The sequence below is a fragment of the Leucobacter chromiireducens genome (assembly GCF_003917135.1).
GTDB lineage: Bacteria > Actinomycetota > Actinomycetes > Actinomycetales > Microbacteriaceae > Leucobacter > Leucobacter chromiireducens_A.
In genome coordinates this window covers 16,855-36,879 of sequence record NZ_RPDI01000008.1, presented here as the reverse complement: position 1 = coordinate 36,879, position 20,025 = coordinate 16,855, and the positions used below count along the sequence as shown (strand labels likewise).

Annotated in this window: 20 protein-coding genes; 13 read left to right on the top strand and 7 right to left on the bottom strand. The window is 69.1% G+C overall.

From position 1 onward, the window contains the following. The first annotated feature begins 2 nt into the window (after nt 1-2). From whiA to EGM46_RS05635, 6 genes are all read left to right on the top strand, one after another. Nucleotides 3-983, top strand: a complete 981-nt coding sequence (whiA, locus tag EGM46_RS05660) for a DNA-binding protein WhiA (protein WP_125099195.1) — start codon at nt 3-5, stop codon at nt 981-983. Between the two features lie 123 nt (nt 984-1,106). Next, nucleotides 1,107-1,724 (top strand): superoxide dismutase, encoded by a 618-nt coding sequence (locus tag EGM46_RS05655; RefSeq protein WP_125099194.1) that lies wholly within the window; start codon nt 1,107-1,109, stop codon nt 1,722-1,724. A 27-nt stretch (nt 1,725-1,751) separates the two neighbouring features. Then, nucleotides 1,752-2,954 (top strand): phosphoglycerate kinase, encoded by a 1,203-nt coding sequence (locus EGM46_RS05650; protein WP_125099193.1) that lies wholly within the window; start codon nt 1,752-1,754, stop codon nt 2,952-2,954. Further along, nucleotides 2,951-3,784: a triose-phosphate isomerase gene (tpiA, locus tag EGM46_RS05645; RefSeq protein WP_125099192.1), complete on the top strand. Its 834-nt coding sequence runs from the start codon at nt 2,951-2,953 to the stop codon at nt 3,782-3,784. The genes EGM46_RS05650 and tpiA overlap by 4 nt, the downstream gene beginning before the upstream one ends. Nucleotides 3,785-3,865: 81 nt before the next feature. Beyond that, complete coding sequence (secG, locus tag EGM46_RS05640; RefSeq protein WP_125099191.1) at nt 3,866-4,114, top strand: preprotein translocase subunit SecG; 249 nt, start codon at nt 3,866-3,868, stop codon at nt 4,112-4,114. A gap of 35 nt (nt 4,115-4,149) precedes the next feature. Next, the gene (locus EGM46_RS05635) at nt 4,150-4,515 is read left to right on the top strand and encodes an RNA polymerase-binding protein RbpA (protein ID WP_125099190.1); all 366 of its coding nucleotides are present in this window, start codon (nt 4,150-4,152) and stop codon (nt 4,513-4,515) included. Nucleotides 4,516-4,661: 146 nt separating this feature from the next. On the opposite strand, the gene EGM46_RS05630 is transcribed toward EGM46_RS05635, so the two are convergent. From EGM46_RS05630 to tkt, 3 genes are all read right to left on the bottom strand, one after another. Further along, on the bottom strand, nt 4,662-6,281 hold the full coding sequence (locus EGM46_RS05630) for a glucose-6-phosphate isomerase (protein WP_125099189.1): 1,620 nt from the start codon (nt 6,279-6,281) through the stop codon (nt 4,662-4,664). After that, nucleotides 6,281-7,393: a transaldolase gene (gene tal, locus EGM46_RS05625; RefSeq protein WP_125099188.1), complete on the bottom strand. Its 1,113-nt coding sequence runs from the start codon at nt 7,391-7,393 to the stop codon at nt 6,281-6,283. The genes EGM46_RS05630 and tal overlap by 1 nt, the downstream gene beginning before the upstream one ends. Before the next feature lie 133 nt (nt 7,394-7,526). Continuing rightward, entirely contained in the window at nt 7,527-9,614 is a 2,088-nt protein-coding gene (gene tkt, locus EGM46_RS05620; RefSeq protein WP_125099187.1) for a transketolase, read from the bottom strand. Nucleotides 9,615-9,704: 90 nt separating this feature from the next. On the opposite strand from tkt, the gene EGM46_RS05615 reads away from it, so the two are divergent. Next, a complete protein-coding gene (locus tag EGM46_RS05615) occupies nt 9,705-10,625 on the top strand; it encodes a heme o synthase (protein WP_125099186.1) in 921 nt (306 codons plus the stop codon). Nucleotides 10,626-11,414: 789 nt separating this feature from the next. On the opposite strand, the gene EGM46_RS05610 is transcribed toward EGM46_RS05615, so the two are convergent. Then, entirely contained in the window at nt 11,415-12,350 is a 936-nt protein-coding gene (locus EGM46_RS05610; protein WP_125099185.1) for a COX15/CtaA family protein, read from the bottom strand. Between the two features lie 264 nt (nt 12,351-12,614). On the opposite strand from EGM46_RS05610, the gene sufB reads away from it, so the two are divergent. From sufB to EGM46_RS05580, 6 genes are all read left to right on the top strand, one after another. Beyond that, the gene (sufB, locus tag EGM46_RS05605; protein ID WP_125099184.1) at nt 12,615-14,033 is read left to right on the top strand and encodes a Fe-S cluster assembly protein SufB; all 1,419 of its coding nucleotides are present in this window, start codon (nt 12,615-12,617) and stop codon (nt 14,031-14,033) included. A gap of 2 nt (nt 14,034-14,035) precedes the next feature. Then, the gene (gene sufD / locus EGM46_RS05600) at nt 14,036-15,214 is read left to right on the top strand and encodes a Fe-S cluster assembly protein SufD (protein ID WP_125099183.1); all 1,179 of its coding nucleotides are present in this window, start codon (nt 14,036-14,038) and stop codon (nt 15,212-15,214) included. Next, nucleotides 15,214-15,546 carry a non-heme iron oxygenase ferredoxin subunit gene (locus EGM46_RS05595; RefSeq protein WP_125099182.1) on the top strand — a complete coding sequence of 111 codons (333 nt, stop codon included), beginning with the start codon at nt 15,214-15,216 and terminating at the stop codon, nt 15,544-15,546. Before sufD ends, EGM46_RS05595 begins: the two co-directional genes overlap by 1 nt. Then, nucleotides 15,543-16,301, top strand: coding sequence for a Fe-S cluster assembly ATPase SufC (gene sufC, locus EGM46_RS05590; RefSeq protein WP_125099181.1), 759 nt, complete (start codon nt 15,543-15,545; stop codon nt 16,299-16,301). Before EGM46_RS05595 ends, sufC begins: the two co-directional genes overlap by 4 nt. A gap of 16 nt (nt 16,302-16,317) precedes the next feature. Further along, a complete protein-coding gene (locus EGM46_RS05585; protein WP_025132587.1) occupies nt 16,318-16,668 on the top strand; it encodes a metal-sulfur cluster assembly factor in 351 nt (116 codons plus the stop codon). A 98-nt stretch (nt 16,669-16,766) separates the two neighbouring features. Continuing rightward, a complete protein-coding gene (locus tag EGM46_RS05580) occupies nt 16,767-18,365 on the top strand; it encodes an ABC-F family ATP-binding cassette domain-containing protein (protein ID WP_125099180.1) in 1,599 nt (532 codons plus the stop codon). A gap of 9 nt (nt 18,366-18,374) precedes the next feature. On the opposite strand, the gene EGM46_RS05575 is transcribed toward EGM46_RS05580, so the two are convergent. The 3 genes from EGM46_RS05575 to EGM46_RS05565 are packed head-to-tail and all read right to left on the bottom strand — an operon-like array spanning nt 18,375 to nt 19,952. Beyond that, nucleotides 18,375-19,283 carry an SURF1 family cytochrome oxidase biogenesis protein gene (locus tag EGM46_RS05575; RefSeq protein WP_241156205.1) on the bottom strand — a complete coding sequence of 303 codons (909 nt, stop codon included), beginning with the start codon at nt 19,281-19,283 and terminating at the stop codon, nt 18,375-18,377. Beyond that, nucleotides 19,273-19,518: a hypothetical protein gene (locus tag EGM46_RS05570; protein ID WP_125099179.1), complete on the bottom strand. Its 246-nt coding sequence runs from the start codon at nt 19,516-19,518 to the stop codon at nt 19,273-19,275. Before EGM46_RS05570 ends, EGM46_RS05575 begins: the two co-directional genes overlap by 11 nt. Then, nucleotides 19,515-19,952: a DUF3099 domain-containing protein gene (locus EGM46_RS05565; RefSeq protein WP_125099178.1), complete on the bottom strand. Its 438-nt coding sequence runs from the start codon at nt 19,950-19,952 to the stop codon at nt 19,515-19,517. The genes EGM46_RS05570 and EGM46_RS05565 overlap by 4 nt, the downstream gene beginning before the upstream one ends. Between the last annotated feature and the right edge of the window lie 73 nt (nt 19,953-20,025).

Here is a 20,025-nt window from a genome sequence, read left to right as displayed (position 1 = left end):
TCGTGCTGTCGACCCTTGAGGTGAAGAGTGAGCTGGTACGTTTCCCCGTCCAGCGCACTGGAGAGCGTGTCGCCGAGGTCGCAACGATCCTCCGCCTTGCTGGCGGACTCCACACCATTTCCGGGCGCATCGCGCTCGAAGCGGAGCTCCACACGCCGCAGATCGTGCAGCGGGTCCGCAAGGACCTCGCCGAGCTGTACGGCGTGCGCTCCGAGGCCAAGCAGCTGCCACCGTCGAGCACCCGCCCGGGTGCGCCCCAGTTCCTCGTCCGGGTGCTGGACGGCGAGACGCTCGCCCGCCAGCTCGGCCTGCTGGATCCCCGTCGCCGCCAGATTCGCGGCCTGCCGAACCGTCTGACCACCGGCGCGCAGCCGGAGCTCGCCGCGGTGTGGCGCGGTGCGTTCATGGCGCGTGGCGGGCTCACCGCTCCCGGCCGGTCTGCGAGCCTCGAGGTCGTTTGCCCGAGCAACGAGGTGGCCATGGCTCTCGTCGGCGCGGCGAGCCGACTCGGCATCGACGCGAAGAGCCGCGAGATCCGCGGCCAGAACAAGGTGCTCATCCGCGACGCCGAGGCGATCGGCGCGATGCTCGGCGCGATGGGCGCGGAGCAGGCGCGCACGAGCTGGGACGAGCTGCGCCGTGCGCGCGAGACCCGCGCGACCGCGAACCGCCTCGTGAACTTCGACGACGCGAACCTGCGCCGCTCGGCGCAGGCCTCGGTCGCGGCGTGCGCGCGCGTCGAGCGCGCGCTGGAGATCCTGGGCGACGAGATCCCCGAGCACCTGAAGTACGCCGGCGAGCTCCGTCTGCAGCACCGCGAGGCGAGCCTCGACGACCTCGGCGCGCGCGCCGAGCCGGTGCTCACGAAGGACGCGATCGCCGGCCGCATTCGCCGCCTGCTCGCGATGGCAGACAAGGAGGCCGCGGCGCGCGGCATTCCCGGCACTGAGGCGAGCCTCCCCGAGGAACTCGACCGGATGTGAGCGAAGTGTGGGGTCCATCGCGGCCCCACGCTTCTCCGTTTTGCCTGAGATTCCCGCCCTTGCGGCGGGTGTCGTCGATAGACTGAACCCGACCACTGCCCGTCGCAGAGATTGGAGCGCCTGATGGCTGCCTATTCACTTCCTGAACTTCCGTACGATTACGCTGCCCTCGAGCCGCACATCAGCGGCAAGATCATGCAGCTGCACCACGACAAGCACCACCAGGCGTATGTGACGGGCGCGAATACCGCGCTCGACCAGCTCGCTGAGGCGCGCGATTCCGGCAACCTCGCTGCCGTGAACAAGCTCGAGAAGGATCTTGCCTTCAACGTTGGCGGACACGTCAACCACACCATCTTCTGGAACAACCTCTCGCCCGAGGGTGGCGAACGCCCCGAGGGCGAGCTCGCCGCGGCGATCGATGAGTTCTTCGGCGACTTCGAGAAGTTCCAGGCACACTTCACCGCGACCGCGCTCGGCGTGCAGGGCTCCGGCTGGGCCGTGCTCGCGTGGGACGCGCTGGGCCAGCGCCCGAACATCGTGCAGCTCTTCGACCAGCAGGGCAACCTCCCTGCCGGCACCGTGCCGCTGCTCATGCTCGACGTCTGGGAGCACGCCTACTACCTCGACTACCTGAACGTGCGCGCTGACTACGTGAAGGCGTTCTGGAACATCGCGAACTGGCAGGACGTCGCCAAGCGCTTCGATGCTGCGCGCACGCAGACGCCCGGCTTGATCTAACTGCTACCCGAGGAGCCCGCCGCACCCATGCGCACCATCGAATCCCTGGGGTCGCTCGCCGCGAAGACGGTGATCGTCCGCTGTGACCTGAACGTTCCACTCGCCGACGGCGTGATCACGGACGACGGGCGCATCCGCGCCTCGCTCGCCACGATCACCGAGCTGCGCGATGCTGGAGCGAAGATCGTTCTCATCAGCCACCTCGGTCGCCCCAAGGGCGAGCCTGAGCAGCGCTTCTCGCTGCGCCCCGTCGCGGCGCGGATGGCGGAGCTCCTCGGTGCGCCGGTGCAGTTCGTGTCGGAGACGGTCGGGGAGGCGGCGACCGCTGCGGTCGCGGCCCTCACCCCGGGTGACGTGGTGTTGCTCGAGAACCTCCGCTTCAACGCTGGGGAGACGAGCAAGGACGACGCGGAGCGCGGCGCGTTCGCGCAGCAGCTGGCCGCCCTCGGGGACGCGTTCGTCTCCGACGGCTTCGGGGTGGTGCACCGCCGCCAGGCGAGCGTCTACGACCTCGCCCAGCTGCTGCCGAGCGCTGCCGGCCGCCTCGTCGCGGCCGAGCTCGAAGTGCTGCAGCGCCTCACCGAGTCCGCTGAGCGCCCATACACGGTGGTGCTCGGCGGCTCGAAGGTGTCGGACAAGCTGGGCGTGATCTCCCACCTGCTTGAGCGCGTCGACACGCTGCTCATCGGCGGCGGCATGCTTTTCACGTTCCTCGCTGCCCAGGGGCACCGCGTTGGCGCGAGCCTGCTGGAAGCCGAACAGCTCGACACCGTGCGCGGGTACCTGCAGACGGCCGCCGAGCGCGGCGTGCAGATCGTGCTGCCGAGCGACGTCGTGGTTGCGGACGCGTTCGCCGCAGACGCCGCGACCGAGGTCGTCTCGGCAGACGCGATCGAGTCCTCGGCCTTCGGTGCCGCGGGCATCGGCCTCGACATCGGCCCGGAGTCGGCGCTCGCGTTCGCCACGGTCATCGCCGAGTCGCAGACGGTGTTCTGGAACGGCCCGATGGGCGTGTTCGAGATGCCGGCGTTCGCGAACGGCACCCGCACGGTCGCCGACGCGCTCACGAAGACCGCGGGCTTCACCGTGGTCGGCGGGGGCGACTCCGCCGCCGCGGTGCGCGCCCTCGGCTTTGCCGACGACCAGTTCGGCCACATCTCGACCGGCGGCGGCGCAAGCCTGGAGTTCCTTGAGGGCAAGCAGCTCCCCGGTCTGGAGGTCCTCGCATGAGCGACGCAACAACGTCCGCCCCGGCTCGCGAGCCGCTGCCGTTCGTCGCCAGGACCCCGCTCATCGCGGGCAACTGGAAGATGAATCTCGATCACCTGCAGGCGATCGCGCTCGTGCAGAAGCTCGCCTGGTCGCTTAAGGATGCTCGCCACGACTACGCCGACGGCGAGGTTGCGGTGTTCCCACCGTTCACGGACCTCCGCTCGGTGCAGACGCTCCTCACCGCGGACAAGCTCCCGCTCGCCCTCGGCGCGCAGGACCTGTCGCCGCACGAGGCCGGCGCGTACACGGGGGACATCTCGGCGGCGATGCTCGCGAAGCTGGACGTCCGCTACGCCCTGGTCGGTCACTCCGAGCGCCGGCAGGGTCACGCCGAGTCCGACGAGCTGGTCGGGGCCAAGGCGCTCGCCGCGCATCGCGCGGGCCTGATCCCCATGATCTGCGTCGGCGAGACCGCGGAGGACCTTGAGCAGCACGGTGCTGCTGCGGTGCCGCTCGCGCAGCTTGCCGCCGCGCTCGCGCCGCTGCCGCAGGGCGCCGAGTACGTGATCGCGTACGAGCCGGTGTGGGCGATCGGCAGCGGCCAGGCCGCAACCGCCGAGCAGGCCGAGGAGGTCGCTCGTGCCCTGCGCGAAGCGCTCCGCGAACTGCGCGACGACGCCGAGGCGTCGGCGACCCGCATCCTGTACGGCGGTTCGGTCACCAGCCAGAACATCGCCGGCTTCCTGAAGCAGCCGAACGTGGACGGCGCACTCGTCGGCGGCGCGAGCCTGAAGTCCGACGAGTTCAGCCGGATCGTGCAGTTCAAGAAGCACGTCACCGCCGCCTAGCCTGTCGCGGCACCGTTCCGCGCTGCCGCCGGTATACTGGCAGCTGGCGCTTCACGCCCTCAACTCCGAAAGGTGCTCTGCGTGCTCATCCTCAAGATCGCACTGATCGTGATTCTCGTGCTCACGAGTCTCCTGCTCACCCTGTTCATCCTCCTGCACAAGGGACGCGGTGGCGGGCTGTCCGATATGTTCGGCGGCGGGGTGACCTCAAGCCTGGGCTCGTCAGGGGTCGCGGAGCGCAACCTCAATCGTATTACCGTGGTTGTGTCGATCATCTGGGTCGCTTCGATCGTCGGGCTCGGGCTGATCGCCCGGTTCTCCGTCGTCTAAGCACCAGATCAGCACACCACTCAGAAAGGGATTCCGTGGCAGGCAGTAACGCCATCCGCGGCGCCCGCGTCGGTTCCGGCCCCATGGGGGAGAAGGACCACGGCGCGCGCGCTGAACGCACTCAGGTTTCGTACTGGGACGCTCTAGGCAACGAGACGGTCCGCTATTTCGCGGCAGACGTCTCCGACGACGAGATCCCCGAGCAGATCGACTCGCCGACCTCCGGGCTGCCCGCAGGTCGCGACAAGGCGAACCCGCCGCAGCTGCTCAAGAACGAGCCGTACAAGACGCACCTCGCGTACGTGAAGGAGCGCCGCACCCCCGAGGAAGCCGAGGAGCTCCTCGAGGCCGCGCTCCAGAAGCTGCGCCAGCGCCGCGGCACCGCGCGCGCGACGGCATAGCTGCGCGACGGCATAGCTGCTCGACGGCAGAGCCTCGCGGCACGCGCCGCACGCACACGACGCGGCCCCCACGATCCTTCCTGGATCGCGGGGGCCGCGTCGTCGTTTCTGGGCGTCGCTGACGGCTGAGCCGCGCGTCGTGCGCGCTAGGCGAGGGCCCTGAGCAGCTGCGCGATGAGCGCGTCCGGCGCGGGCGTGACGAGCGCGAAGACCGGGCGCCCGCGCGAGGCGAGCACCTCGCGGTCCCCGCGTGCCTGCGCGGCGATCAGCGTCGCGAAGCCGGAGTCCGAGCCGGGGATCGGTACCTCCTCGGACCCGCCGCCGCTCAGCTGCAGGAACGCGCCGAGCGCAGGGCCACCCTTGTGGAGCTGGCCGACCGAGTGGAGGTACCGCGGCCCCCAGCCGAGCGCGACGGGCACCTCGAGCTCCTGCGCGAGCGCGTCGCGCAGCCGTTCGAGGGCCTCAGCGTACGGCGCCGTCGGATCCAGATACGCCTGAATGGCGAGATAGCCGTTCCGCGGGATCGAGGAGCGAATCGCGGCGAGGAGTTCCGCGCAGTCGGCGGGGGACGGCGTGACCGGGCTCGCGAGCAGACGAGCTGGCAGATCGACGATCCGCGTTGCGGCGGCAGCAGATCCCGGCGCGGCGTCCGCGGTCAGCACGGCGCGCGCGGCAACCTTCGCCGATTCGACGTCCGGCTGGTTGAACGGGTCGATCTCCATCAGATGGCCGAGCAGCGCCGTCGCGGTCTCCCAGAGCAGTAGCTGCGCGCCGAGCCCGCCGACGACCTCGAGTTCGCCTGCCTCCTCGCGCGCTTCGTGCGCGATTGGCGCGGTGGCGACTCGCACCCGCTCGAGGTTCGCCGGGGGCGCGCTCGCCTCGGGCGCACCGGGGTGCAGTGCGATCGGGAGCACCCCGGCACCCGACTTCCCCGTCGACTCGGCGACGAGCTGCTCGATCCAGGTGCCGAGGCCCCACGAGAGGTCCGCCTGCTCAATGATCCCGAGCACGTACTGCTCGGGCAGGCCGGCGAAGATCGCGGCGGCGAGCTGGAGCGCCGGATTCTCGGGAGAGTCCTCGACGAGCAGCGGGCGGAGCTCGCACGCCTCCGCGAGGAGCGCACGCACGTCGATGCCGGCGAGCGCGGTGGGCACGAGCCCGAACGCGGTGAGCGCGGAGAAACGGCCACCCACATCGGGATCGGCGAAGCACACCCGCTGCCCCGCGGCGCGAGCCGCGGCCGCGATCGGGGACCCGGGATCCGTGACGACGATGATTCGCTGCGCGGGATCAAGCCCGGCCGCGGTGAACGCTGCGGTGAACGCGGCCCGATGGCTCTGCGTCTCGATGGTGCTGCCCGACTTGGAGCTGATCACCACGAGGGTGCGGGACAGATCCGCGCCGAGCGCGGCCGCGACGAACTCCGGGTGCGTCGAGTCGACCACGGTGAGTGGCGTGCTGGCCCACCGCGCGATCACCTCCGGGGCGAGGCTCGAGCCCCCCATGCCGCAGAGCACCACGCGGTCGATCCCCTGCGCGTCGAGCTCGGCGCGGATCTGCTCGGCGGCCGAGATGGCGGTGAGCGCGTTGCGCTCGAAGTCGGTCCAGCCGAGGCGATACGCGGCGGAGGAGGTGACGGGCCACAGCGTCGTGTCCCGCGCAAACAGGCGGCTCGCGGCCCGTTCAGCGATGAGCGCCGCGAGCGTGTCGGCATACGTCGCGGCAGGGGCCGAGACGGTCACCGTGAGCGGGGCAGCGGAACCCATTAGGCCGCGGCCTCCTCGAGCGCACGGGCAACGGTCGCGCAGAGCTCCGACCAGGAGGCGTCGAACTTCGCGAGGCCCTCGCGCTCCAACTGCTCGGTCACCGCGACGTAGTCGACGCCGAGCCCGTCGATGGCGTTGAGGAGCTGGTTCGACTCGAGGTACTCGGACGTGATCGTGTCGCCGCGCACCTCCCCGTGATCGGCGAAGGCCCGCAGCGTCGCGTCCGGCATCGTGTTCACCGTGTCCGCGGCGACGAGCTCGGTGACGTACAGGGTGTCGGGCAGATCCGGGTTCTTGACGCCCGTGGACGCCCACAGCGGGCGCTGCGGGTTCGCGCCGAGGCCGAGGAGCATGCGCGCACGCTCACTCTCGAACATCTCCGCGTAGATCTCGTACGCGAGACGCGCATTCGCGATCCCGGCCTGGCCGGTGAGCGCGGCGGCCTCTGGCGTGCCGAGCGCGGTCAGCCGTGCGTCAACCTCGGTGTCGACGCGCGAGACGAAGAAGGAGGCGACCGAGTGGATATCGCCGAGCGAGCGCCCGGCCGCGCGGGCGAGCTCGAGCCCGGCGAGGTACGCGTTGATCACCTGGCGGTAGCGCTGCAGGCTGAAGATGAGGGTGACGTTGACGCTGATCCCCTCGGCGATGAGGGCGGTGATCGCGGGGAGTCCCTCGACCGTCGCTGGCACCTTGATCATCGCGTTCGGGCGGTCGACGCGCGCCCAGAGCTCGCGGCCCTGCGCGATCGTCCCCTCGGTGTCGCGGGCGAGACCGGGTTCGACCTCGATGGAGACGCGCCCATCGCGGCCGCCGCTCGCTGCGTAGGTGTCTGCGAACAGCTCGCACGCGTCGGCGACGTCGCTCGTGGTGAGTTCGACGATGGTCTCGGCCACGCTCATGCCGCGCGCGGCGCAGTCGGCGAGGCGCGCACCGTATCCGACCCCGCCCGCGAGCGCCGACGCGAAGATCGTCGGGTTGGTGGTCACTCCAACGACGTTGTGGCTCGTGCGCAGCGCGTTGAGCTCCCCGCTGTCGATCCGGCTGCGCGACAGGTCGTCGAGCCAGATGCTCACGCCAGCCTGGCTGAGGGCTGCGGTGGGGGAGATCGTCATGGGTGGTGCTCCTTGCAGTTCGTGGGTGGCGGGGCGCCGGGCCTCGTGGGCCTTGGCGCCCCGCCGGGGTGCGCGGTGCGCGTGACGCGGGTTCGGCGCGGGGTGTCCTGCGCCGTACGCGCGGCGCGGAGCGCTAGGCCGCGAGCGACGCGTGCGCCGCGGCGATCACCGCGTCGCTCGTGATGCCAAACTCGCGGAAGAGGGTCTCGAAATCGGCGGAGGCGCCGAAGTGCTCGATCGACACCGAGCGACCGCGGTCGCCGACGAAGCGCTCCCAGCCGAGGCTGAGACCAGCCTCGACACTAACACGCGCGGTCACCGCGGCGGGGAGGACGCTCTCGCGGTACTCGGGCGTCTGCTCCGCGAACCACTCGAGGCACGGAGCCGACACGACGCGCGCGCCGATCCCCTCGGCCGCGAGCTGCTCTCGCGCCGCGACCGCGAGCTGCACCTCGGAACCCGTGGCGATGAGGAGCACGTCGAGCGAGTCGGTGGGGGAGTCGGCGAGGACGTATGCCCCGCGTCGCACGCCCTCCGCGGCCTCCTCGGCCGTGGCGAACTCGCCGCCGCGCGGCAGCACGGGAACGTTCTGTCGCGTTAGTGCGAGCCCGGCGGGGCCCGCGTGGCGGGTGAGGATCTCGTGCCACGCGATCGACACCTCGTTCGCGTCGGCCGGACGCACCACCGCGAGGTTCGGGATCGCGCGGAGCGTGGCGAGCTGCTCGATCGGCTGGTGGGTTGGCCCGTCCTCGCCGAGGGCGATGGAGTCGTGCGTCCACACGAACACGCTCGGCACGTTCATGAGGGCCGCGAGGCGGACGGCCGGCCGCATGTAGTCGCTGAAGATCAGGAAGGTGCCGCCGTAGCTGCGGGTCTTGCCGTGCAGCTGGATGCCGTTCAGGATCGCGCCCATGGCGTGCTCGCGGATGCCGAAGTGCAGCACGCGGCCGTAAGGATCGCCCGACCAGGTGCTCGTCGAGTGGCTCGCGGGCACGAAGGAGGGCACGCCGGGGATCGTCGTGTTGTTCGAGCCGGCGAGGTCGGCCGAGCCGCCCCACAGCTCCGGCATGATCGGGCCGAGGGCCGCGAGGACCTTGCCGCTCGCCGAGCGGGTCGCGACGCTCGCGCCGGGCTCGAAGGTCGGGAGCGCCTCGAGCGCTCCAGCAGGGAGCTCCTGGGCCTCGACGCGATCGAACAGCGCCTTCCGCTCGGGGTTCGCCGCGGCCCACGCGTCGAAGCCGCGCTGCCATTCGGCGCGGTTCGCCGCGCCGCGATCGACGGCCTGGCGGGTGTGCGCGATCACCTCGGGGGCCACCGCGAAGTGCTCGGCCGGATCGAAGCCGACCGCTTCCTTGAGGCCGGCCAGCTCGTCCGCGCCGAGCTTCGCGCCGTGGATGCCGCCGGTGTTCTGCTTGCCAGGCGACGGCCAGCCGATGATGGTCTTCAGGATGATGAGGCTCGGCTTCGTGGTCTCGGCCTTCGCGTCCTCGATCGCGCGGTTGAGCTCGACGAGGTCCTCGACGTACGCGCCGGTCTTCTTCCAGTCGACCTCGATGACCTGCCAGCCGTAGGACTCGTAGCGCTTCGCGACATCCTCGGAGAACGAGATGTCCGTGTCGTCCTCGATGGAGATCTGGTTCGAGTCGTAGATCGCGATCAGGTTGCCGAGCTCCTGGTGACCGGCGAGCGAGGAGGCCTCGCTCGTGACGCCCTCCTGCAGATCGCCGTCGCCCGCGACGACGTAGATGAAGTGGTCGAACGGGCTGGTGCCAGGCGCGGCCTCCGGATCGAAGAGTCCCCGCTCGTAGCGAGCCGCGTACGCGAAGCCGACCGCCGAGGCGAGGCCCTGGCCGAGCGGACCCGTGGTGATCTCGACGCCGTCGGTGTGACCGTACTCCGGGTGCCCGGGCGTCTTCGAACCCCAGGTGCGCAGGGCGCGCAGGTCGTCGAGCTCCAGGCCGTAGCCCCCGAGGTAGAGCTGCACGTACTGGGTCAGCGAGGAATGCCCGACCGAGAGGATGAAGCGGTCGCGGCCGATCCACGCGCTGTCGCTCGGGTCGTGCCGCATCACCTTCTGGTGCAGGAGGTACGACACCGGAGCGAGACTGATCGCCGTACCGGGATGCCCATTCCCGACCTTCTCGACGGCGTCGGCCGCGAGGACGCGCGCGGTATTCACCGCGAGATCGTCGATTTCATCCCACTGCAATTCGATTCCCAAGACTGACCTTTCATTGGGGAAGAGATACGGAGGCGCCGCCCGGCGGTCCACGGACAATCCTAGCCGGAAGGGGGTACCATGGGGGATGTGATGTCCACGCAGATCCCCACGCAGGAAGCGAAGTCCCGCCGCTCGTTCGGCCGCACCGTCAAGAACTACGTTGCGCTCACCAAACCTCGAGTGATGGAGCTCCTGCTCGTTGTCACCGTCCCCGCGATGATCCTCGCGCAGGGCGGCCTCCCCGATCTGTGGCTCGTGGTGGCCACGCTCATTGGCGGGGCGATGAGCGCGGGATCCGCTGGCGCGTTCAACTGCTACATCGACCGCGACATGGATCGCAAGATGAAGCGCACGGAGAACCGACCGCTCGTCACGGGTGAGATCTCTGACCGCAACGCGCTCGTGTTCGCGTGGGTGCTCGGCGTGCTCTCGGTCGTGTGGCTGCTCGCCACCACCAACTGGCTCGCCGCTGCGCTCTCCGCGGCCGCGATCTTCTTCTACGTGGTGATCTACACGCTGCTGCTGAAGCGGCACAGCGAGCAGAACATCATCTGGGGCGGCATCGCCGGCTGCTTCCCGGTGCTCATCGGCTGGGCTGCCGTCACCGGTTCGCTCGATTGGCCGGCGTGGGTGTTCTTCCTCATCATTTTCCTGTGGACCCCGGCGCACTACTGGCCGCTCTCGATGCGCTACCGCGACGACTACGCTGCGGCTGGCGTGCCGATGCTCGGCGTGGTGCGTGGCCGCGCGACGGTTGGCCTGCAGGTGATCCTGTACGCGTGGGCCACCGTGGTCTCGAGCCTGCTGCTCATCCCGGCGCCCGGCATCGGGTGGCTGTACACCGCGGTTGCCCTGCTCGCCGGCGGCTACTTCATCCTCCAGTCGCACCGCCTGTACGGCAGCGCGATCCGCGGCAAGGAGGGCAAGCCGATGCAGGTGTTCCACGGCTCGATCACGTACCTCTCGGTGCTCTCGATCGCGATCGCGGTCGACCCGCTGCTCCCGTTCTAGCCGAGGCTGAGCGGCGGGCGTCCCGCGCGCGTCGCCGCAGGCACCGTCCAGCGCACTCCGCCCGCTTCGCACCTCCCGCGGGCGTCGCACCCTCCGGCCCTTCCGGCCTTCCGGCCTTCCGGCCTTCCGGCCCCAAACTCCCACTAAGTAGGGGTTTGGGTCGCTCAGTGGGCCCCAGAGCGGATCAAATTCGCTCGAAGTCGGGGGGGGTCTGAGCGGCCGCACGGAGTGCCGGTGGTCAGCTGGCTTCGTTGGGCTGACTGACTGGCTGGCTGGTCGGCTGGTTGGGTGGTTGGCTGACTGGACCCCGTCGGCCCGGCGCCTGCTCGTTGGTTGCCGGAAGGCTGCTTCCGCCTCGCCTTCCATTGCGCCCCAAACCCACACTAAGTGAGAGAAAGGGGCGCGAGGCAGGGCCGAGAGCGGATCAAACTTGCTCGAGGTCGCGGGTCGCGGCGGACCGGCGTGTCAGGGCCGGCCTGCGCGGGGCACCCGGCACATCGCATCCTGGGAAGCTTCGCCCCAAACTCAAACTAAGTGTGAGGTTGGGGCGTTGGCCCTGGCGGAGTGGGGATCAAACTCGCACGAAGTTGGGGGACGGGTGGCGGCGGGCTCGATGGGTGGCGTGTCTGGCGCCGGTGTGGCTGACTGGCCAAGGGTGGGTAGCCCGGGAGTCTCGACGCGGCGGCTCGAACGCCAAAATGCCTCGACTTTGCTTCGGAAACCTGGCGGAATCCGCAGCAAAGTCGAGGCAAATTTGGGGGAGCGGGAGGCCCGGGGCCGAGCCGGGGCCTACGCGCGGGGCACGCGCTGGCGCGTCTCCACGAGAGCGAGGAAGAGGCCGGCTGCGAGCAGGCAGGCCAGCACCATGTGGATGCCGACGAGGATCGGGGGCAGCGCCATGCGCGCCTGCAGCACGCCGACGATGATCTGCCCGATCATCACGACGATCGACCAGCCGGCCCAGCGGGCGACCCCGTAGGCGCGCTCACCGCGCGCGAGGAACGCCGTCAGCGCGGTGAACAGCAGCGTTCCGTACGCGGCCACCGCGTGCACGGTCTGCAGGGCCTCCGAGTCGAGGCCATTGCGCGCGGCCCCGCCGTCGCCAGCGTGCGGGCCCGATCCGGTCGTGAGGATGCCGAGCACCACCGCGATGAAGCCGAAGATCGCGGCAAGCCACACCGTCTGGAGCAGGGGAGCGGATACCACTCGGCGGCGCGGCCCCGGGCCGCTGTACACGCGCAGCACGAGCAGCGCCGCGAGCATCACCAGCACCACGCTCGAGAGGAAGTGGAGGCCGACGACGTACGGGTTCAGGCCGGAGAGGACCGTGATGCCACCGATGATCGCCTGGATGAAGACGCTGAGCGCCGGCACGACCGTGAGCCAGAAGAGATCACGCCGCTCCTTCCGGAAACGCCACACGGCGATGACCGCGAGAATCGCGACGACCTCGAGCAGGAAGAAGAGCGTCCGGTTGCCGAACTCGATGTACGAGTGGATGCCCATCGCCGGGTTGTTGACGAACGACTCGGCCGTGCACTTCGGCCAGGTGTCGCAGCCGAGGCCGGACCCCGTGAGACGCACGGCGCCACCCGTTGCGACGATCAGCACCTGCGTGGCGAACACCCACCAGGCGAGCGCCCGGACGCGAGACGTCACCCCATCAGGCATCCAGCCGGAGAACCGGCGTGCAGTGGTCGCTTCGGTCGTGGTGGCGCTGGACACCGGGACTCCTCTCGGGTGCCTCTCAGTGGTTGCTGAGGCGCTGCGCGCGCCCCTCCCGAAATCGGGGCAAAACCTGTAGAATGAGAAGCTGTGGTTGCGTACGGCGAACCCGTGTCAGGTGCAGGGCACCGGATCGGTTCCGTCCGAAGCCCAGACTACTGCACCGCTGCAGGGAACCCGTTGCGTGCACACCGCACCTCGCGAACCGGACGCTCCGGTTTCCGCGCTGGGTTGCCCGGCGAGACGAATAATGAGGGAGGGATCATGCCAGAGGTATTGATCGACCGACCCGAGCTTGAGGGCTTGGGCCAGTACGAATTCGGCTGGCACGACAGCGACAAGGCCGGCGCGGAAGCGAAACGCGGCCTGAGCGAGCAGGTCGTGCGAGAGATTTCGGCACTGAAGAACGAGCCCGAGTGGATGCTGCAGCGCCGACTGAAGGCGCTCCAGATCTTCGACCGGAAGCCGATGCCGGCGTGGGGCGCTGACCTCACCGACATCGATTTCGACAACATTAAGTACTTTGTGCGCTCCACGGAGAAGCAGGCCACCTCCTGGGAGGAGCTGCCCGAGGAGATCAAGGAGACGTACGAGCGGCTCGGGATCCCCGAGGCCGAGCGTCAGCGCCTCGTCGCTGGCGTCGCGGCGCAGTACGAGTCGGAGGTCGTGTACCACCAGATCCGTGAGGATCTGGAGGAGCAGGGCGTGCTCTTCCTCGACACCGACACCGCGCTCAAGGAGCACCCGGAGATCTTCGAGGAGTACTTCGGCACGGTGATTCCGTCCGGCGACAACAAGTTCGCTGCGCTGAACACCGCCGTGTGGTCTGGCGGCTCGTTCGTGTACGTGCCGAAGGGCGTACACGTTGAGATTCCGCTCCAGGCATACTTCCGCATCAACACGGAAAACATGGGCCAGTTCGAGCGCACGCTCATCATCGCTGACGAGGGCAGCTACGTGCACTACATCGAGGGTTGCACGGCCCCCATCTACAAGTCCGACTCGCTGCACTCGGCCGTCGTCGAGATCATCGTGAAGAAGAACGCACGCGTGCGCTACACGACGATCCAGAACTGGTCGAACAACGTGTACAACCTCGTGACCAAGCGCGCGATCGCTGAGGCGGGCGCGACCATGGAGTGGGTCGACGGCAACATCGGCTCGAAGGTCACGATGAAGTACCCGTCGATCTACCTCACGGGTGAGCACGCCAAGGGCGAGACGCTCTCCGTCGCGTTCGCTGGCCCCGGGCAGCACCAGGACACCGGCGCGAAGATGATCCACCTCGCACCGCACACGAAGTCCTCGATCCTCGCGAAGTCGATCGCGCGCGGCGGCGGCCGCAGCGGCTACCGCGGTGAGGTCCGCGTCGAGGCGAACGCACATCACGCCGCCAACTCGGTGGTCTGTGATGCGCTGCTCGTGGACACGATCTCGCGCTCGGACACGTACCCCGCGATCGATATCCGCACCGATGACGCGACGCTCGCCCACGAGGCGACGGTGACCCGCGTGAGCGAGGAGCAGCTGTTCTACCTGATGAGCCGCGGTCTCTCGGAGGAGGAGTCGATGGCGATGATCGTCCGCGGCTTCATCGAGCCGATCGCACGCGAACTGCCGATGGAGTACGCGCTCGAACTGAACAAGCTCATTGAGATGAGCATGGAAGGATCCGTCGGTTAACGATGACAACGCTTCAGACTGAACAGCACGGCGCGAAGGCGCACAGCGACGGCGATTGGGAGAACCGCGCCCCGGTGCAGACCCGCTCGGAACGCCTGAAGTCGGCGAACGTCGCGGACTTTGCCGCGGTCACCGGCCGCGAGGTGAACTGGAAGTACACCCCGGTCGCGGAGATCTCGTCGCTCATCGACGGCACCCTCGCGGCCGGCGCCTCGGCGCTCGAGATCTCGGACTCCGCGGGCGTCGAGGTCTCCTCGATCCCGATGGATTCCGAGCTTGTCGGCCGCGGCGGCCTCCCCGAGGACCGCGCGGCCGCGAACGCCTGGGGTCAGGCCGGCACCGCGCAGCGCGTCCTGCTCACGAGCGAGGAGCGCCAGACGGTCACCGTGAAGCGCTCGGCGCTCACGGACGCTCCGACCGCGGCGCACACGATCATCGAGGCGGCCGCGCAGGCGAACGCGCTCGTGATCCTCGAGAACACCGGCGACGCGAACCTCACGGAGACCGTCGAGATCGTGGTCGGTGAGGGCGCGAACCTCACCGTCGTCTCGCTGCAGGAGTGGAACGAGGATGCCGTGCACCTCGCGAGCCACAACGCGGTCGTCGCGCGCGACGGCAACCTCCAGCACATCGTGGTGTCGCTCGGCGGCAAGATCGTGCGCGTCAACCCGTCGATTCACCTCGACGGCCCCGGCGCGAACGGCGAGGCGTACGGCGCATACTTCGCCGACGCCGGGCAGCACCTTGAGCACCAGGTCTACATCGACCACAACGCGCCGCACACCCGCAGCCGCGTCGCGTACAAGGGCGCGCTGCAGGGCGAGGGCGCGCACGCGGTCTGGATCGGCGATGTGCTGATCCGTCGCGTCGCGACCGGAACGGACAGCTACGAGGAGAACCGCAACCTCACCCTCACCGAGGGCACGCGCGCCGACTCGATCCCGAACCTGGAGATCGAGACCGGCGACATCGAGGGCGCAGGCCACGCGTCGACGACCGGCCGCTTCGATGAGGAGCACATCTTCTACCTGCAGAGCCGCGGCATCTCCGAGGACGAGGCGCGCAAGCTCGTGGTGCGCGGCTTCCTCTTCGAGGTGATTCAGCGCATCGGAAACGAGCAGATCGAAGAGCGCCTGCAGGCGGCCATCGAGGCCGAGCTGCAGCAGAGCGTGCTGGCGTAATGTCCCGAATGAAGGCGCTCGATCTGAGCGATCTTGTGCAGGATCAGGCGACCCGGGTCGTCCTGGATGGCGTGCCGATGGCCGTCGTCCTCGACGGCCAGGGCGCCGTCCACGCCATCGGCGACGTCTGCACGCACGGTGACATCAGCCTCTCCGAGGGCTTTGTCGAGGGTGACACGCTGGAGTGCTGGGCGCACGGCTCAGCGTTCTCCCTGTGCACCGGCAAGCCGCTCAACCTCCCGGCGTATGAGCCGGTTCCCGTGTACGTCGTCGAAATCGAAGACGGCGTCGTATACATTGACCCCCACGTTACGAAAGAGATTGCCGTATGACTTCTGTGCTTGAAATCAAGGACCTGCACGTCAGCGTTGAGACCGAGCAGGGGCCGAAGCCCATTCTGATGGGTGTCGACCTCACGATCCGCAAGGGCGAGACCCACGCGATCATGGGCCCGAACGGCTCGGGGAAGTCGACGCTCGCGTACGCCGTCGCCGGCCACCCTCGCTACGAGATCACGAGCGGGCAGATCCTGCTCGACGGTGAGGACATCACGGAGCTCGGCCCGGACGAGCGCGCACAGGCTGGCCTGTTCCTCGCCATGCAGTACCCCGTCGAGATCCCCGGTGTCACGAACGCGAACTTCCTGCGCACCGCGAAGACCGCGATCGACGGTGAGGCGCCGGCAATCCGCACCTGGATGGGCGAGGTGAAGGACGCCATGGCGAACCTGCGCATGGATGAGTCGTTCGCGTCGCGCAACGTCAACGAGGGCTTCTCGGGCGGCGAGAAGAAGCGCAACGAGATCCTCCAGCTCGAGCTCCTCAAGCCGAAGTTCGCCGTGCTCGACGAGACCGACTCCGGCCTCGACGTCGACGCGCTGAAGGTCGTGTCGGAGGGGGTCAACCGCGCGAAGGAGAACACCGGCCTCGGCGTGCTCCTCATCACGCACTACACCCGCATCCTGCGCTACATCAAGCCCGACTTCGTGCACGTCTTCGTCAATGGCCGCGTGGCCGAAGAGGGCGGCCCGGAGCTCGCGAACCGTCTCGAGGAAGAGGGCTACGACCGTTTCCTCGAGACCGCGTAGGGCGTAGGCTGATCGCATGAGCGAGGAAGCAGCAGTCGTTCCGCAGTCCATTGACCCGGAGTTTCGCGAGCAGGCGCTCGACGCGTTGAAGAACGTGTCGGACCCTGAGCTCGGCGTGAACATCGTCGACCTTGGCCTGATCTACGATCTCGCCTTCGACGAGGAACACGACGCGCTCGTGATCAGCATGACGCTCACGAGCGCCGGCTGCCCGCTCACCGACGTGATCGAGAACGACATCGCCGAGGCGCTGGATGGGCTCGTGACGGCGTTCCGCATCAACTGGGTGTGGATGCCGCCGTGGACGCCAGAGCGGATCACGGACGATGGGCGCGATATGATGAGGGCTTTGGGCTTTTCCATCTAGGGATCGCAACATCGATGTTCGGCCCGGGGCAGGTTTCCTGTCCCGGGCCGAACCGCGTGCGGGGCCCAGCTCCACCACCACACACAGAAGAAGGACCCATGATTATCGTCGAGGATCTCGCGATCGACGTTGGTGCACGCCGACTCATGTCCGGCGTGAACTTCCGGGTGAATCCCGGCGACAAGATCGGCCTCGTCGGCCGCAACGGCGCGGGCAAGACCACGCTCACGCGCACCCTCTCGGGGGAGCTGCAGCCCGCCGAGGGCAAGATCACGATCTCGGGTGAGCTCGGCTTCCTCCCGCAGGATCCGCGCACGGGCGATCCCGAGCAGATCGCGCGCCACCGCATTCTCGATGCGCGCGGACTCGGCACCCTGCAGCAGAACCTTGCGAAGGCCTCCGCCGATATGGCGTCCGAGGATCCCGCGGTGGCCGAGAAGGCGATGAAGCGCTTCGGCAACCTCACCGACCGTTTCCAGGCACTTGGCGGGTACGCCGCCGAGTCCGAGGCGGCGTCGATCTCGCACAATCTTGGGCTGCCCGATCGCATCCTCGATCAGCCGCTGAAGACGCTCTCGGGCGGTCAGCGCCGCCGCATCGAGCTCGCGCGGATCCTGTTCTCGGACGCGGACACGATGATCCTCGACGAGCCGACGAACCACCTCGACGCCGACTCGATCGTGTGGCTCCGCGAGTTCCTGAAGACCTACAAGGGCGGGGTGATCGTGATCAGCCACGACATCGACCTCGTCGGCGAGACCGTGAACCGCGTGTTCTACCTCGACGCGAACCGCCAGGTCATCGACGTGTACAACATGGGCTGGAAGCTGTACCAGCGCCAGCGCGCCGCCGACGAGGAGCGCCGTCGCAAGGAGCGCGCGAACGTCGAGAAGAAGGCGTCAGCGCTCAAGGACCAGGCCGCGAAGTTCGGCGCGAAGGCCTCGAAGGCGGCCGCCGCGCACCAGATGGTCGCGCGCGCCGAGAAGATGCTCTCCGGCCTCGAAGAGGTGCGGCAGGTGGAGCGCGTGGCGAAGCTGCGTTTCCCGGACCCCGCACCGTGCGGCAAGACGCCGCTCATGGCCGAGGGGCTGTCGAAGTCGTATGGCTCACTCGAGATCTTCGCCGGCGTTGACCTCGCGATCGACCGCGGCTCGAAGGTGGTGGTGCTCGGCCTGAACGGCGCGGGCAAGACGACCCTGCTGCGCCTGCTCGCCGGCGTTGACGAGCCGGACACCGGCCAGCTCGTCGCCGGGCACGGCCTCAAGGTCGGCTACTACGCGCAGGAGCACGAGACGCTCGACGTGAAGGCCAGCGTGCTGCAGAACATGATCTCGGTGTCGCAGCACCTCACCGAGATGGAAGCGCGGAAGGTGCTCGGCTCGTTCCTGTTCACCGGCGACGACGTGCACAAGCCGGCCGGCGTGCTCTCGGGCGGCGAGAAGACGAGGCTCGCGCTCGCGATGCTCGTGGTGTCGAGCGCGAACGTGCTGCTGCTCGACGAGCCGACGAACAACCTTGACCCGGCGAGCCGCGCCGAGATCCTCGACGCGCTCGCGCACTTCACCGGCGCGGTGGTGCTCGTCTCGCACGACGCCGGGGCGGTGGAAGCGCTCAACCCCGAGCGCGTGCTCATCATGCCGGAGGCGACCGAGGATCACTGGTCCAAGGAGTACCTGGAGCTCATCGAGCTCGCGTAGCGCACGGGGCTAGCCCAGCAGCGCGTCCTCGACGTCGGCGTCGCTCGGGCCGCGGCGCTCCTTGCGCGCTGCGGCCCGGCGATCCTGCTCCTGCACGACGCCGCTGTCGGCGTTCAGGCTGCGGTACTCGCGGCGCGCCGCGATGGCGACCCCAACGCAGGCGATGATGATGAAGACGTACCACTGCAGCGCGTAGGACAGGTGCGGGCCCTCGTCGCGCTCCGGCTCGGGCGGCAGCACGCCGTGCTCGCCCGCGGGGGACTCGGACACGAGCATCCCGTACGCGCCGGTGTATGCCTCGCCCTCGGTGCCCGTGAGCCGCGCGAGCTCGGGCAGCTCGATGCTCGCGACCGTGATCCCCACGCTCGTGCGCCCGGCGATCTCCGGCTCGGACGCGCGCAGCCGCGCCTCGACGCGCACGGGGCCCACTGGCGGCGCGGGGAGGTCTGCGATCTGCACGTCGCCGCGCTCGGCGGAGCCGCCGTCCACGCTCACCCAGCCGCGATCCACGAAGAAGATCTCACCGTCGTCGGTGCGGAGCGCCTGGATGAGGTCCGAGCCGACGCCGCCCGGCCCCGGCCGGTTGCGCGCGAGGAACGGGTCGCCCTCGTACTCGCCGCTGACCCACACCGTGCGCCACTTCTGGTGGTCCGAGTCGAAGGCTGCGCGCTCGGGCAGCTCGTCCGCGAGCGGCGCGGCGGGTGAGCCGTAGTTCGAGTCGAGCCGCTCGATCTCGGCCCGCGCCTCCGCGCGGCGCTCGAACTGCCAGTTGCCGAGCAGCACGCAGGCGATGGAGAAGATCACGAGCATCGTGAAGTAGCCGAACCAGCGCCCGGAGCGCAGGAAGGACCACCCGACCGCTGGGGCGGCGGGGGAGTGATCGGTGGGCTGCTGCGGCATCTGGTCCTCAGTGGTCAAGCTCAGTCACGGGGACGACCTCGAGCGGGAAGTCGCGCGCCGCGAGGAAGTCGTGGAGGGTCTCGCGGTGCGCGTCGCACGCGAGCCAGGTCTTTCTGCGCTCCGAGGAGTGGATCTTCGGGTTGCGCCAGTGGATCGCCCACGCGGCCTCGTCGCGGCAGCCGGCGCTCGAGCAGCTGAAGCGGTGCTCCGGCGGCAGCCCGAGTGTGACCTGGGGGTGCACGACGCCGCTCATCGCTCGGCTCCGTTCGGCGAGCCAGCCTCGTCTGGCGCGCCGGCCTCGTCTGGGGATCCAGCCCCGCCAGCTCCGTCTGGCGATCCAGCCCCGTTCGAGCGGCGCGTCGGCTCAACATCGATCACGATGACCTCGGGCGCGCGCTCCTCGGACATCTGCGCGGGATCGTCCTCGGCCGAGGCGAGCTGCAGCGGCTCGGGGGCCTCCGGCGCCTCGCCGTCGCCGTGCGCGACCGCGTTGCCCACCATGACGGCGAACCAGGGGAGGAGCACCGCCCCGGCGGCGACGAGCAGGATCCACCAGCCGCGCACCCAGAACAGCGACACCACGCACAGGACGCGCAGCACCATCGCGATGAAGTACATGCGCATCCGATGGGCGCGATCGTCAGCCGGGTTCACTCCAGCTGACGTGACGCTCACACTCTTGGCCATGCGCTCCCTCTCGATCCGAGGGTCAAGCCTACGCTGCTCAGCTGAACCCTGGCGCATCGTGCGCTGGCAGCGC

What these genes read in the sequence shown, in the direction of transcription:
- EGM46_RS05655 (WP_125099194.1), top strand. Translation starts at nt 1,107, where the DNA reads ATGGCTGCCTATTCACTTCCTGAACTTCCGTACGATTACGCTGCCCTC.
- EGM46_RS05650 (WP_125099193.1), top strand. Translation starts at nt 1,752, where the DNA reads ATGCGCACCATCGAATCCCTGGGGTCGCTCGCCGCGAAGACGGTGATC.
- tpiA (WP_125099192.1), top strand. Translation starts at nt 2,951, where the DNA reads ATGAGCGACGCAACAACGTCCGCCCCGGCTCGCGAGCCGCTGCCGTTC.
- EGM46_RS05630 (WP_125099189.1), bottom strand. Translation starts at nt 6,281, where the DNA reads ATGGGTTCCGCTGCCCCGCTCACGGTGACCGTCTCGGCCCCTGCCGCG.
- tal (WP_125099188.1), bottom strand. Translation starts at nt 7,393, where the DNA reads ATGACGATCTCCCCCACCGCAGCCCTCAGCCAGGCTGGCGTGAGCATC.
- EGM46_RS05615 (WP_125099186.1), top strand. Translation starts at nt 9,705, where the DNA reads ATGTCCACGCAGATCCCCACGCAGGAAGCGAAGTCCCGCCGCTCGTTC.
- sufB (WP_125099184.1), top strand. Translation starts at nt 12,615, where the DNA reads ATGCCAGAGGTATTGATCGACCGACCCGAGCTTGAGGGCTTGGGCCAG.
- sufD (WP_125099183.1), top strand. Translation starts at nt 14,036, where the DNA reads ATGACAACGCTTCAGACTGAACAGCACGGCGCGAAGGCGCACAGCGAC.
- EGM46_RS05595 (WP_125099182.1), top strand. Translation starts at nt 15,214, where the DNA reads ATGTCCCGAATGAAGGCGCTCGATCTGAGCGATCTTGTGCAGGATCAG.
- sufC (WP_125099181.1), top strand. Translation starts at nt 15,543, where the DNA reads ATGACTTCTGTGCTTGAAATCAAGGACCTGCACGTCAGCGTTGAGACC.
- EGM46_RS05585 (WP_025132587.1), top strand. Translation starts at nt 16,318, where the DNA reads ATGAGCGAGGAAGCAGCAGTCGTTCCGCAGTCCATTGACCCGGAGTTT.
- EGM46_RS05580 (WP_125099180.1), top strand. Translation starts at nt 16,767, where the DNA reads ATGATTATCGTCGAGGATCTCGCGATCGACGTTGGTGCACGCCGACTC.
- EGM46_RS05570 (WP_125099179.1), bottom strand. Translation starts at nt 19,518, where the DNA reads ATGAGCGGCGTCGTGCACCCCCAGGTCACACTCGGGCTGCCGCCGGAG.
- EGM46_RS05565 (WP_125099178.1), bottom strand. Translation starts at nt 19,952, where the DNA reads ATGGCCAAGAGTGTGAGCGTCACGTCAGCTGGAGTGAACCCGGCTGAC.